This is a genomic window from Bradyrhizobium sp. MOS003 (genome assembly GCF_003020125.1).
Classification (GTDB): domain Bacteria; phylum Pseudomonadota; class Alphaproteobacteria; order Rhizobiales; family Xanthobacteraceae; genus Bradyrhizobium.
This window is the reverse complement of the sequence record NZ_PYFW01000006.1, coordinates 198883-211722: the sequence shown is the minus strand read 5'-3', so window position 1 is coordinate 211722 and position 12840 is coordinate 198883. Positions and strand designations below refer to the sequence as shown.

At 64.7% G+C, this 12840-nt stretch carries 11 protein-coding genes; 5 read left to right on the top strand and 6 right to left on the bottom strand.

Going from position 1 to position 12840, the window contains the following annotated elements; translation table 11 throughout:
- Positions 1–8: 8 nt before the first annotated feature.
- A complete protein-coding gene (locus C7G42_RS25195; RefSeq protein WP_106951748.1) occupies positions 9–785 on the bottom strand; it encodes a cyclase family protein in 777 nt (258 codons plus the stop codon).
- 291 nt (positions 786–1076) lie between these two features.
- On the opposite strand from C7G42_RS25195, the gene C7G42_RS25190 reads away from it, so the two are divergent.
- The 4 genes from C7G42_RS25190 to C7G42_RS25175 all read left to right on the top strand — a co-directional run bounded on the left by C7G42_RS25190 (position 1077) and on the right by C7G42_RS25175 (position 4776).
- On the top strand, positions 1077–2048 hold the full coding sequence (locus C7G42_RS25190) for a TRAP transporter substrate-binding protein (RefSeq protein WP_106951631.1): 972 nt from the start codon (positions 1077–1079) through the stop codon (positions 2046–2048).
- A gap of 65 nt (positions 2049–2113) precedes the next feature.
- A complete protein-coding gene (locus C7G42_RS25185) occupies positions 2114–2665 on the top strand; it encodes a TRAP transporter small permease (RefSeq protein ID WP_106951630.1) in 552 nt (183 codons plus the stop codon).
- Complete coding sequence (locus tag C7G42_RS25180) at positions 2656–3948, top strand: TRAP transporter large permease (RefSeq protein ID WP_106951629.1); 1293 nt, start codon at positions 2656–2658, stop codon at positions 3946–3948. The genes C7G42_RS25185 and C7G42_RS25180 overlap by 10 nt, the downstream gene beginning before the upstream one ends.
- Positions 3949–3969: 21 nt before the next feature.
- On the top strand, positions 3970–4776 hold the full coding sequence (locus C7G42_RS25175) for an SDR family NAD(P)-dependent oxidoreductase (RefSeq protein WP_106951628.1): 807 nt from the start codon (positions 3970–3972) through the stop codon (positions 4774–4776).
- 13 nt (positions 4777–4789) lie between these two features.
- Here the strand turns inward: C7G42_RS25175 and C7G42_RS25170 are convergent, their stop codons facing one another.
- Genes C7G42_RS25170 through C7G42_RS25155 form a run of 4 tightly spaced genes read right to left on the bottom strand, consistent with a single transcriptional unit; the run spans position 4790 to position 9062 of the window.
- The gene (locus C7G42_RS25170) at positions 4790–5488 is read right to left on the bottom strand and encodes a molybdate ABC transporter substrate-binding protein (protein WP_106951627.1); all 699 of its coding nucleotides are present in this window, start codon (positions 5486–5488) and stop codon (positions 4790–4792) included.
- Entirely contained in the window at positions 5485–7617 is a 2133-nt protein-coding gene (locus C7G42_RS25165; protein WP_106951626.1) for a xanthine dehydrogenase family protein molybdopterin-binding subunit, read from the bottom strand. The genes C7G42_RS25170 and C7G42_RS25165 overlap by 4 nt, the downstream gene beginning before the upstream one ends.
- Positions 7614–8084, bottom strand: a complete 471-nt coding sequence (locus C7G42_RS25160) for a (2Fe-2S)-binding protein (protein WP_106951625.1) — start codon at positions 8082–8084, stop codon at positions 7614–7616. The genes C7G42_RS25165 and C7G42_RS25160 overlap by 4 nt, the downstream gene beginning before the upstream one ends.
- A 15-nt stretch (positions 8085–8099) precedes the next feature.
- Positions 8100–9062 (bottom strand): Bug family tripartite tricarboxylate transporter substrate binding protein, encoded by a 963-nt coding sequence (locus C7G42_RS25155; RefSeq protein ID WP_199581127.1) that lies wholly within the window; start codon positions 9060–9062, stop codon positions 8100–8102.
- Positions 9063–9297: 235 nt separating this feature from the next.
- Here C7G42_RS25155 and C7G42_RS25150 point away from each other — a divergent pair, with 235 nt between their 5' ends.
- Positions 9298–11400 carry a molybdopterin-dependent oxidoreductase gene (locus C7G42_RS25150; protein ID WP_106951624.1) on the top strand — a complete coding sequence of 701 codons (2103 nt, stop codon included), beginning with the start codon at positions 9298–9300 and terminating at the stop codon, positions 11398–11400.
- Here the strand turns inward: C7G42_RS25150 and C7G42_RS25145 are convergent.
- Positions 11397–12767, bottom strand: coding sequence for a caspase family protein (locus C7G42_RS25145; RefSeq protein ID WP_199581126.1), 1371 nt, complete (start codon positions 12765–12767; stop codon positions 11397–11399). The genes C7G42_RS25150 and C7G42_RS25145 overlap by 4 nt on opposite strands.
- Positions 12768–12840: the final 73 nt, after the last annotated feature.

Here is a 12840-nt window from a genome sequence, read left to right as displayed (position 1 = left end):
GTGTCTGCCTAACTGTCGATGATGGCGACCGCGCGGGTCCAGCCCGCCGAGGCGCGTTCGATCTTCACCGGAAAGCACGAGACGGTGAAACCCGTCGAGGGTAGCTGGTCGAGATTGTGCAGCTTCTCCAGATGGCAATAACCGATGTGCCGTCCCGCCTTGTGTCCCTCCCAGATCAGGCCGGCATCTTTTGTTTCGGCATATTTCTTCGCGGTGTAGACGAAAGGCGCGTCCCAGCTCCAGCCGTCGGTGCCGGTCAGCCGCACGCCGCGTTCGAGCAGATACATGGTGGCCTCATAGCCCATGCCGCAGCCGGAATTGACGTAGTCGGCCTGACCGAACTTGGCGCCTGCACTGGTGTTGACGACCACGATCTCCAGCGGCGACAGCGTGTGCCCGATGCGCTTCAGCTCCTGCTCGACATCGTCGGCACCAGCCACGTAGCCGTCGGGCAGATGCCGGAAGTCGAGCTTCACGCCGGGCTGAAAGCACCATTCCAGCGGCACCTCGTCGATCGTCCATGACCGCTCGCCGCGGTTCATGGTCGGATGGAAGTGCCAGGGCGCATCGAGATGCGTGCCGTTATGGGTCGACAGCGAAACCTGCTCGACCGCCCAGCCCTGTCCGTCAGGCAAATCCTCCGCCTTGAGGCCGTCGAAAAATTGCAGCATACGCGGCAGGCCCTGCTGGTGATCGATGTACTGGATGGTCGGGTGATTGCCGGGCGGATCAGCCGTCACGTCGTTTCTGAGCGGCACGGAGATATCGATCAGCTTCCGCGGCATGGGCATTCCTTCGAGATCGTCCGCTGTTTCGGACATCTTGAGGGGCCTCTCTTGGTCGCGTCAAGTCACGTACAGGCGACGCAAGCCGTGCCGCCGGCTTCCGCAACGACGCGAATTGCGCCAGATTGATCGATGCAACTGCGGCATCGATCAATGCCGGATTTGGCTTGGACATGGAATGCCGCGCGCCCTACGGACGACATTGGCGCTTGACTTCACACCTGAAGGGGAGCGACCCAAGGCGGCCCGCAGCCTGCCGACAACGACAAAATCAACCAGGAGGAAGCCCAGATGAAGACACTCACCGGTATCGTCGCAGCCGTTGCATTGGTGCTCTCAGCGCCGCTGGCGACCGCACGCGACTTCCGCTCCGCCGACATCCACCCCGCAGATTATCCGACCGTCGAGGCCGTCAAGTTCATGGGCAAGCAGCTCGCGACGGCGAGCGGCGGCAAGCTCGGCGTGAAGGTGTTTCCGAACGGAGCCCTGGGCTCCGAAAAGGACACCATCGAGCAACTCAAGATCGGCGCGCTCGACATGATGCGGATCAACGCGTCGCCGCTCAACAATTTCGTGCCTGAAACCATCGCATTGTGCCTGCCCTTCGTATTCCGGGACACACAGCACATGCGCACCGTCCTCGACGGGCCGATCGGCGATGAGATCCTGGCTGCGATGGAGCTGGCCGGACTGGTCGGGCTTGCCTATTACGATAGCGGCGCCCGGTCCATTTACACCGTCAAGGCGCCGGTGAAGTCGCTTGCGGACCTGAAGGGCCTCAAGATTCGCGTCCAGCAGTCCGATCTGTGGGTCGGCATGATCCAGAGCTTAGGGGCCAACCCGACGCCGATGCCCTATGGCGAGGTCTACACCGCGCTCAAGACCGGCCTGGTGGACGCCGCCGAAAACAACTGGCCTTCCTATGAATCGTCGCGCCATTTCGAGGCCGCCAAGTTCTACAACATCACCGAGCACTCCCTGGCGCCCGAAGTTCTGGTGATGTCCAAGAAGGTCTGGGACACGCTGAGCAAGGAGGACCAGGCCATGATCCGCAAGGCGGCCAAGGAATCGGTGCCGGTCATGCGCAAGCTCTGGGACGAGCGCGAGCAGGCGTCCCGCAAGACGGTCGAGGCCGCCGGCGTTCAGGTCGTCACGATCGCCAACAAGCAGGAGTTCGTCGATGCGATGAAGCCTGTGTACCAGAAGTTCGCGGGTGACGAGAAGCTGCAGGGCCTCGTCAAGCGTATCCAGGACACGAAGTAAGACCACGGCGTTGGCTCCGGCGTCGCAACGGAGGCGGCACCGGGCCTTCGCAAGGAGACGCGGCAATGACAGATCCACACGTCGCAGACCACGAGCAGGGGGTGGCCGCCGCACGCCCGGCGACCGGCTTGCTGTCACGCGTCAATGCCATCGTCGCGCGTGCGGGCATGTATTTGTCCGTGAGCGGACTGCTCCTCATCGTCACCGTCGTGTTCTACCAGGTGTTCGGCCGGTACGTGCTCAATTCGAGCCCGACCTGGACGGAGAACCTTGCACTGGTTCTCATCCTGTATGTCACGCTGATCGGCGCCGCCGTCGGCGTGCGCGATGCCGGACACATCGGCATGGACAGCCTGCTGGTGATGCTGCCCGACCACGCACGAGAGAAAATCGAGCTCATCATCCACGTCCTCGTGGCCGCGTTTGGCGTCGCGATGGCCTATAACGGCTGGATTCTCGGCGCATCCGTCGGGACCGTGAAGATCCCCAATCTCGGCCTCCCCGAGGTCGTCCGCTACGTCCCGTTGATCGCCTCCGGCGTCCTGATCGTCTCCTTTTCAATCGAGCACATCATTGCGCTGCTGCGCGGCGAAGAGGTCGTCCCCTCATGGAACTAATCATTCTCGGGGCTTCCTTCTTCGGCTTTCTGATCCTCGGCGTCCCGGTCGCCTTTGCGATCGGCCTCTCTGCGATCTGCACCATCCTCTACGAGGGGCTGCCGGTCGCCGTCATCTTCCAGCAGATGATGTCGGGGATGAACATCTTCTCGTTCCTTGCCATCCCGTTCTTCGTCTTCAGCGGTGAGCTGATGCTGCATGGCGGGGTCGCCGACAAGATCGTGCAACTCGCCAAGAATCTCGTCGGTCACATCCGCGGCGGGCTCGGCATGTCGAACGTGGTCGCCTGCACGCTGTTCGGCGGCGTCTCCGGCTCGCCCGTGGCCGACGTGTCGGCGATGGGCGCGGTGATGATCCCGATGATGAAAAAGGAGGGGTTCGACACCGACTACGCCGTCAACGTCACCACCCATGCCTCGCTGGTAGGCGCCTTGATGCCGACCAGCCACAACATGATCATTTACGCACTGGCCGCCGGCGGCAAGGTGTCGATCGGCGCGCTGATCGCCGCCGGCCTTTTGCCGGCGATCGTGCTGATGGCGTGCATGCTGGTCGCCGCTTACGGAGTCGCGGTGAAGCGAGGCTATCCGGCCGGCAAGTTTCCGGGCTGGGCCGAAGTTTTCCGTTCGCTCGCGGCGGCGCTGCCCGGCCTTCTGATCGTCGGCATCATCCTGACGGGCATCCTGTCCGGCGTCTTCACGGCAACTGAATCCGCAGCCGTCGCGGTCACCTACACGATGCTGCTGACGTTCTTCATCTACCGCACCATGACCTGGAGCAACTTCCTGCGTGCCGCCGCCAAGGCAGTGAAGACGACGGGCGTGGTGCTGCTGCTGATCGGCGTCTCCACCATGTTCCAGTATCTGATGGGGCTCTACGAGGTGGCTGATCTCGCCGGCAATTTGATGGGCAAGGTCTCGACCCAGCCCTGGGTCATCTTCCTGCTCATCAACGTCATCCTGTTCGTGCTCGGGACCTTCATGGACATGGCGGCGACGATCCTGATCTGCACCCCGATTTTCCTGCCGATCGCGATGAAGGCGGGCATGGATCCGGTCCAATTCGGCATGTTGATGCTGATCAACTGCGCACTCGGGCTCAACACCCCGCCGGTCGGAACCACCCAGTTCGTAGGCTGCGCCATCGGCGGCATCTCGGTGGGCGCGGTGATGCGCACCATCCTGCCATTCTACGCCGCGCTGATCGCAGCCCTGATGTTCGTGACTTACGTCCCCGCATTCTCGCTGTGGCTGCCCCGCCTGCTGATGGGTTACAAGGGCTAGCAGCTACAGGAGAGGCCATCAGTGACTGACTATCGCAAGCTCTTTGATCTCACCGGTAAGACGGCCGTAGTGCTCGGCGCCGCATCGGGCATCGGCAAATCGTCGGCCGAGGCGCTGGCTGGGCTCGGGGCCCGAATCGTTTGCGCCGATCGCGCGCTTGACGCCGCGGAGGCGACTGCCGCCGGCATTCGCGACAAGGGCGGCTGGGCGGAGGCAGCCGGCTGTGACGCCGCGAGCGCTGCGGACGTCAATGCGCTGGCCAAAACGGTCATGCAGAAATTTTCCCGGCTCGACATCGCCGTGACGACGCCCGGGCTCAACATGCGCAAAACCATCCTCGACTACACCGAGGAGGATCTCGACCGCGTCCTCAACCTCAACGTCAAGGGCACGGTGTGGTTCTTCCAGGCCTTCGGCCGCATCATGGTCGCGCAAAAGGGCGGCAGCATCATCGCCTGCTCGTCGGTGCGCGCGGTGACCATCGAGCCGGGCCTCGGCGTCTACGGCTCGACCAAGGCCGCGATCGGCCTGCTGGTGAAGGGCTTTGCCTCCGAGGTCGGCCATGCCGGCGTTCGCGTCAACGCGATCGCGCCGAGCATCGCGGAGACCGCGCTGACCGGCCCGTTCAAGCAGCGCCCCGACATCTACAATCTCTACGCCGGCCACACCGTGTTCAACCGCTGGAGCAGCGCCGACGAGGTCGCGACCGCTGTGGCCTATCTCGCCTCGGACGCTGCGAGCTATGTCAGCGGCAGCACGCTGTTCGTCGACGGCGGCTGGACCGCCGTCGACGGCCCGCCGACCGGTCTCACCCAGCTGCACAAATAGGGCCCATCGGCGTCTAGCCGGTAAAGCCAGCGCGCTGGCGCAGATCCTCATGATCTGCGTCGGTCAGCAACGCGATCAGCGCGGCCGCCTCCTTCGGATGCGCTGCGCTCGCAGTCACGCCGGCCGTGTACATCGTCACGAGTTCGCAGCCGGGCGGCAGCGCCCCTGACAATGCAATGCCGTCTGTCGCGATGATCTCGGTCGCCTGCGTGCATCCGATCGGCCTTGCCGCCGTCGATGCCGCGAGTTCCCGCATCGCCGTTGCACCGTTCGGAAATATCTTGAGGCGCGATGCAACTTCATAGGCGATGCCGAGCTGGTCCAGCACTTTTGCGAAATGCTGGCCGGCGGTCGAGGCCTTGGTGTCGGGGACGTAGATGGCATCGGCGCTGCGCAGCACATCGCGCAGATCGGCCTCGATCTTGACTGTTACCCTGGGATCGCGGCTGCGGACCGCCAGCGCGGTCACGACCCGGCCGACATCCGTGATCGAGGAGGGAACGACGAGTTTTTCCTCGGCAAGCTTCGCAAGCAGCGCCTGCGTCAGGATCACCAGATCGGCCGGTGCCCTGGCGCGCAGCTTGTCTGCCATGATGCCGACTGCGCCGAATTCGCCATCGATGCCGAGGCCGGTCTGCGCCTTGAAGGCGTCGCTGAGGCCGCGCACCAGGCCTTGCGCCGCGCCGCCGCTCAAAATGGTCACAGTCGTCAAGGCGCACGCTCCATCGCTGCAATGATCCTGTCTCGCGTGATCGGCAGGTCGCGCACGCGAACGCCGAGGCAATCGTAGACCGCATTCGCGATCGCCGCCGTCACCGGGCCGTGTGCGGCCTCACCCGCGCCGACCGGCTCGATCTCCGGCCGCTGGATGATCTCGACATCCACGGCCGGCACCTCGCTGAAGGTCAGGATCGGATAGTCGGTCCATGAGGTGGATGCAATGCGCCTCCGGTCGAAGCGGACGCGTTCCTTCAGCACCCAGCTGGTCGCCTGGATTGCGCCGCCCTCGATCTGGTTGATGACACCGTCCGGGTTGATGGCCTCGCCGACATCGACGGCCAGCGTCAGCCGCCTCACGCGGATGTCATCGGTGCCCTCGATCTCGGCAATCGCGGCGCAATAGGCCCCCGTGTTCTTGTAGCGGGCAAAGCCGAAGCCGTGGCCGATGCCGGGCTGCTTCTGCGGCTTCCATCCGGCACGTCGCGCCGCAGCGCGAATGACATCGCGCGCGCGTTCGTCGCGCAGATGCCGCAAGCGGAATGCGATCGGGTCTTCGCCGCGTAGCGCCGCGATCTCGTCGAGCAGGGATTCGATGGCAAACACATTGCCTTGTCCGCCCAGCGTCCGCAGTGCCGAGGTCCGCACCGGCATGGTCAGCAGCCGATGGCTCGTGATGGTCCATGCCGGGAAGTCATAGAGCGGGACGGAGTTGCGATCGCCGCCACCGCCATTCGCAGCCGGCGGGTTGGTCGAGATCATGCGGGGATAGGGATTTGCGATCTCGGTCGCTGCCAGCAGCGCGGGCTGCGCTGCGCGTCCGGGCCGTGCCACATGGCCGTTGCTCCAGATCGCGTGGCGCCAGCCGACGATCTCGTGGTCCGCGTCGAGATCGGCCTCGACCTCGACGGCCATTGCCGCGCCGAACGGCGCGTGAGACATCTCGTCGTGGCGCGACCACTGCACGCGGACCGGACGTCCGCGGGCCGCTTTCGCCAGCAACACGGCATCGAGCGCGACGTCGTCGGCCGCATTGTGTCCGTAGCAGCCGGCGCCCTCGATGTGCTCGACGACGATGTGGTCTTCCGGCAGCGTCAGCACAATCGCGAGATCGGCGCGCAGCAGGTAGACCCCCTGGCTGTGAGTCCAGACGTGGACACGATCGCTTTCCCATTGCGCCACGGCGCAGGACGGCGCGATCGAGGCATGCGCAATGTAGGGGCGGGTGTATTGCCCGCGGAGCGTTTGGGTGGGATTGCGGGCCGGCTCCGCCATCCTGGTATCGATGATGGTGGTCTCGACCGGTTGGCTCTTCAAAAAGCCCGCAAGATCGTCTTCGTCCGGCAGCGGCTCGCCGGCCGACCATGTCGCACCCTTGCGCAGCGCTTTGAATCCGGCTTCCGCCGCCGCCTCGTTATCGGCAATCACGCCGGCGAAGCCACCGTCGCGGACGACCGCAACGAGGCCGGGGACCGCGCGCGCAGCCGCCTCATTCAGTGCGATCAATCTGGCGCCCGAGAGATCCGGGCGCAGCACGCGTCCGTGCACCAGTCCCGGCAGGGCGAGGTCGTGGATGAAACGCGGCCGCGCAAACACCTTGTCGGGAATGTCGACACGCTGGACCGAATGTCCGGCGACGGTGCGCCTTGCGGCACTCTTTGCTGTCGGGCCTGCGGTGGCGTCGTGGCCGAGCGAGACCTCGTCCATCAGCTCCCAATAACTTGTCCTGACATTGCCGGGACCCGAGATGGTGCCGTCATCGATATCAAGCTGGGAGGCATCGACTCCGAGGCGTTCCGAGGCCACGGCGAGGAAGCGCTGGCGCACCTCGGCACAGATTTGCCGCAGCGCGCGGCCGGACTGCTGGATCGAGAGGCTGCCTGAGGTAACGCCTTCGTTCGGGCTAGTCGCCGTCGAGGCCCGGATCATCTCGATCCTGCCGATTTCGACATCGAGCTCGTCCGCCGCGATCTGCGCCAGCGCCGTGACGATGCCCTGGCCGATCTCGACCTTGCCGGGCGAGATCGCCACGCGGCCATCACCGGTGAATCCCACCCATGACGACAGCTTGGGATTGGCCGCGAGGCTGACCGGCAGCTTCGGGGCAGGGGACGACGTGCTCATGATGCCGCCATCTCTGCGGCCGCACGCAGGACGGCGCGGACCATGCGGTTGTGCGCCCCGCAGCGGCACAGATTGCGATCCAGTGCCGCCCTGACCTCGGCCTCCGTCGGGGACGGATTGCGCTTCAGCAGCGCCGCCGCGCTGATCAGGATTCCGGATACGCAATAGCCGCATTGCATCGCCTGTTCGGCGATGAAGGCGCGTTGCAACGGATGCGGTGCGCCCACCGTGCCGAGGCCTTCCACAGTGACGACGTCCTTGTCCGCGACCGACCACATCGGCATGTCGCAGGAAGCCATGGCGCGATCGTCGACCATGACGTAACAGGCGCCGCACTCGCCGGCGCCGCAGCCGAAATGCGCGCCGGTGACACCGAGCCGGCCGCGCAGCACGTCCAGCAGCATCTGATCGGGATCGGCATCCACGGCCGTGGCTGCGCCGTTGAGCTGAAATTGAATGGTCGGCATGATCGCTCTGCGGCCTCAGGACTTGTCGAACTTCTTGACGATTTCGGCCCATTTCTCGATGTCGCCGCGGAGGAATTTTTCGAATTCCTCCGGCGTCATCGACATCGGCACGGCGCCCTGTTCTGTCCAGAGCTTGACGATGTCGGGCCGCTTCACCATTGCGTTGACGGCTGCATTGAGCTTGTCGATGACCGGCTTTGGTGTGCCGGCCGGCGCCATCAGGCCGAGCCATATCGTCGCCTCATAGGCGGGAACGCCCGCTTCGATCGCGGTCGGCACGTTCGGCAGAACGGTCGATCGCTGCTTGCCGGTAGTCGCGAGCGCGCGTACCTGGTTCTCGGCGATGTTCGGCGCCATCGCCGGCACCGCGTCGATCATCATCTGCACCTGTCCGCCGATCACGCCGCTGCGCGCCTCGCCGCTGTTGCGATAGGGAACGTGGACGACGTCGATGCCGGCCATGGCTTTGAACAGCTCGCCGGCCATGTGATACGGCGTGCCCTGACCGGAGGAAGCGTAGTTCAGCTTGCCGGGCTGCGCCTTGGCGAGTGCGACGAACTCGGCCAGCGTCTTCACTGGGACTTGCGGGTTGACCACGATGACGAGATCGGAATAATTCACCGGCGCGATCGGCGCGAGGTCGCGCATCAGCTCGTATTTGCGCTTGTCCGCCGTCAGCAGCGATTCATTCGCGGTCTGGGTGTTGGACATCATCAGCAGCGTGTAGCCGTCGGCCGGGGACTTCGCCGCCTCGATCGTGCCGATGACCCCACCGGCCCCGGTGCGGTTCTCGACCACGAAGGGCTGACCAAGACTCTCCTGCAGCACATTGCCGATCAGCCGGGCCGCGACGTCGGCCGGTCCGCCGGCCCCAAAGGGGACGACAATCCGGACCGCGTGGCTGGGATAATCCTGTGCTGCGGAGACTGCGGAAAGCAGGCCGGCCGCAAAAGCCAGCACGGATCTTCGGGCGATCATGCCCACCTCCCTGATATCGTTTTTGTTGGCCGGCACTGTAGCGGCAGGGAACGCGGACTGTCGACGCCTCACAAGGGGGATTGGGCAGGGAATACCCGGGTGGCCTTCGGTGTGGCTGGTCCCTATTTCGCGCTTGCAGCAGGAACCGACGGCGCGTGCGGTTTGAGCAAATCGCATGGGCCGTGCCGGATAAATGCGCTCGGCTGGCCGGTATTTTGGTGTTACGAACTGGGACATGAACCAGCACGCCAAAATCGAAAGCAAGATCGAAATCCGCCATTCGACCTGCCCGCATGATTGCCCATCGGCCTGTGCCCTCGATGTCGAGGTGGTCGAAGGCCGCAGCATCGGTCGTGTCCGAGGTTCGAAAAAGCAGACCTATACGGCCGGCGTGGTCTGCGCCAAGGTCGCCCGCTACGCCGAGCGCATCCATCATCCCGAGCGGCTGATGTATCCGCTGCGCCGGACGGGCGCAAAGGGCTCGGGGAAATTCGCGCGCATCTCCTGGGACGAGGCGCTGGACGAGATCGGGCATCGCTTCAACCAGGCCGAGCGCGAATTCGGCGCGGAATCGATCTGGCCCTATTACTACGCCGGTACGATGGGCCTTGTGATGCGCGACGGCCTCAACCGCCTCACGCACGTGAAAAAATACTCGCGCTTCTATCAGACCATCTGCGCCAATGTCGCGCGTATCGGGTTTGCGATCGGAACCGGCAAGATCGCCGGCGTCGATCCGCGCGAGATGGCGCTGTCCGACCTCGTCGTGATCTGGGGCACCAACCCCGTCAACACCCAGGTCAACGTGATGACGCACGCCTCCCGCGCCCGCAAGGAGCGCGGCGCGAAGATCGCGGCGATCGATATCTACGACAACGACACCATGAAGCAGGCCGACATCAAGATCATCCTGCGGCCCGGCACCGACGGCGCCTTCGCTTGCGGCGTCATGCACGTCCTGTTCCGTGACGGCTACGCCGACCGCGCCTACATGGACAAATACACCGACTGCCCCGCCGAGCTCGAAGCGCATCTGAAGATGCGCACGCCGGAATGGGCGTCCGCGATATGCGGCGTACCAGTTCCCGATATCGAGGCCTTTGCCAGGGCGGTCGGCGAGACCAAGCGCACCTTCTTCCGCTTCGGCTACGGCTTCACGCGGAGCCGCAACGGCGCCACGCAGATGCACGCGGCCAATTGCATTCCCGCGGTGACCGGCGCCTGGCAGTATGAAGGCGGCGGCGCCTTCTTCAACAACTACGCACTCTGGCATTTCAACGAATCCGTCATCGAGGGCCACGACGCCATCGACCCGAGCATCCGTGCGCTCGACCAATCCCAGATCGGCCGCATCCTCACCGGCGATGCCGAAGCCCTGCATGGCAAAGGCCCGGTCAAGGCGATGCTGATCCAGAACACCAATCCGATGACGGTGGCGCCGGAGCAGGCGCTGGTTCGTCAGGGGTTTGCGCGCGAGGATCTGTTCGTCGCGGTGCACGAGCAGTTCATGACCGAGACGGCGCAAATGGCCGACATCGTGTTGCCCGCGACAATGTTCATGGAGCACGACGATCTCTATTACGGCGGCGGCCATCAACACATCTCGGTCGGGCCGAAGCTGATCGACCCGCCCGGCGAATGCCGCTCAAACCATCAGGTGCTGCAGGCGCTGGCGCCGCGACTTGGCGCGAGGCATCCAGGTTTCGAGATGACGCCGCGCGAATTGATCGACGCGACGCTGAAGCTCAGCAATCACGGCGACATCGCCGGCCTCGAAGCCGACATCTGGCGCGACCTGCAACCGGATTTTCGCACCTCGCATTATCTCGACGGCTTTGCCCATGCCGACGGCAAGTTTCATTTCAAGGCCGACTGGGCGCATCCGCCGTTCGGCGTGACGATGGGCGATGTCGCCAACATGCCTTCGCTGCCGGACCATTGGGCTGTGATCGAGCAGGCCGATCCGGCGCATCCGTTCCGGCTTGCGACCAGCCCGTCGCGCAGCTTCCTCAACACCACCTTCAACGAGACGCCGTCCTCGCAGGCGCGCGAAGGCAAGGCGAGCGTGATGATTCATCCCATGGATGCGGCCGCGCTCGACATCGCCGACGGCGATGCGGTGACGCTCGGCAATACCCGGGGCGAGACCACGCTGATGGCGACCTTGTTCGACGGCGTGCGGCGCGGCGTGCTGATCGCGGAGTCCGTTCATCCCAACAAGAATCACATCGGCGGTCGCGGCATCAACATGCTGACCGCCGCCGAAACCGTGGCGCCGATCGGCGGCGCCGCGTTCCACGACAACAAGGTCTGGATCAAAAAGGCGCTCGGCGTTTAAGGCACGCACTCCGAGACACCGTAGCCTGCGAACTCCTTCGCGATATCAGGGTTCATCGACTTCGCCGACGCAATGTCGGTGGCGCCGTCGCCGCCGCTCTTGCGGGTGGCGATGCCGCGGCCGAACAGTGACGACGAGGAGCGCGGATTGCGCTGGATCGCGTCAGTGTAGTCTTTGATCGCTTCCGCATTGCGCCCGAGCTTGAGGTTGACGAGACCGCGGCTGTCGAGCGCATCGCTCAAGCCGGGATCGATCTGCAGTGCCAGATTGCAGTCGGTCAGCGCCCACTGCAGGTCGCCGGTCGCGGCGCGCGTCCAGCAGCGGTTGTTCAGCGCTTGCGCATCCCTGGGATTCTTGCGGATCACCACGTCGAAATCCTGCATGGCGAGCCCGTGCGCGCGCTTGATCGCATAGACCTGGCCGCGCTTGTAGCGCGAGACGATGTCATTGGCGTTCGCCGCGATCTTGCGGCTGAGATCGGCGATGACGGGATCCCTGGCGAGATCGTCGGCGCTCGGAGGCGGCTCTGCCTGCGGCGCGTCGCAAGCCGGTTTTTGCGGCTCGGGTTTCGCCGGGGTCGCGTCGCCCTTGTTGTCTGGCGGCTGTGCCAGCGGGCCTGCGAACGAGAATTCCGTGGTCAGCGAGGACGACAGCCACGGCACCTGCTCGCGCTTGGTCGCGGCGACGACGCCGTTCTTGGTGTTGGTCAGGGCCTGCTCGGCGCTGATGTTCGGCGCGCGCATCTCGCGCAGCAACTCGGCGACGAACAGGCCGTGCTCGGTCTTGCCACTTGCGGCGACCGCGCCGAGCGCGGCGGAGTAGAGCACCAGCGAATTGCTCGGCGCGATCGCCGGCGCAAGGCCTGCCGAATAGCGGCGGAAGCGCCGCTCGAACGGGTTGCGGCGCGAGGCGTCGATCAGCGCGATCTTGATCGCGGCGCCGCGCGTGTTCATCTCGGCGAGGATGGTGTCGAGGCTGAAGCCGTCGCGCGCCACGTCCGGCTCGGTCCAGATCTGCGCGTCGACGGGAAGCAGATAGGTGTGCAGGTTGGACTGGATGGCAAAACCGTCGAAGAAGATCAGCGCCACCGCGCCGCGCTCGATGCGGGCGTAGAAGCGATCCAGCGCCTGCCGCATGGCGTCGGCGGTGAGATTGTTCTGACGGTCGACGACGAAGCCGTCGCGCTTCAATTCTTCGGTGACGTCCTGGGTGTCGTTGGCGACGTCGTTCAGCACGAATTCGTTGTCGGGATATCTGGCGTTGCCGATCACCAGCGCCAGTTTCGCAGCATCGGCCGCGCGGCTTGCGCCCAGCACGAGCAGGCCTGTCAGCAACAACATCATCGCGGCGCGCATGAAATGGCTCATCGGTGATCAAAATCTCCAGTCAGGATAGCGGCCGTCACCCGTAATTCAATCGCCAAGCGAATTTGCGCCCACA

Excerpts from the sequence above, each read along its gene's own strand:
- C7G42_RS25150 (WP_106951624.1), top strand. The coding sequence starts at position 9,298 with ATGAACCAGCACGCCAAAATCGAAAGCAAGATCGAAATCCGCCATTCG.
- C7G42_RS25145 (WP_199581126.1), bottom strand. The coding sequence starts at position 12,767 with ATGAGCCATTTCATGCGCGCCGCGATGATGTTGTTGCTGACAGGCCTG.
- C7G42_RS25180 (WP_106951629.1), top strand. The coding sequence starts at position 2,656 with ATGGAACTAATCATTCTCGGGGCTTCCTTCTTCGGCTTTCTGATCCTC.
- C7G42_RS25155 (WP_199581127.1), bottom strand. The coding sequence starts at position 9,062 with ATGATCGCCCGAAGATCCGTGCTGGCTTTTGCGGCCGGCCTGCTTTCC.
- C7G42_RS25185 (WP_106951630.1), top strand. The coding sequence starts at position 2,114 with ATGACAGATCCACACGTCGCAGACCACGAGCAGGGGGTGGCCGCCGCA.
- C7G42_RS25165 (WP_106951626.1), bottom strand. The coding sequence starts at position 7,617 with ATGAGCACGTCGTCCCCTGCCCCGAAGCTGCCGGTCAGCCTCGCGGCC.
- C7G42_RS25160 (WP_106951625.1), bottom strand. The coding sequence starts at position 8,084 with ATGCCGACCATTCAATTTCAGCTCAACGGCGCAGCCACGGCCGTGGAT.
- C7G42_RS25190 (WP_106951631.1), top strand. The coding sequence starts at position 1,077 with ATGAAGACACTCACCGGTATCGTCGCAGCCGTTGCATTGGTGCTCTCA.
- C7G42_RS25195 (WP_106951748.1), bottom strand. The coding sequence starts at position 785 with ATGCCGCGGAAGCTGATCGATATCTCCGTGCCGCTCAGAAACGACGTG.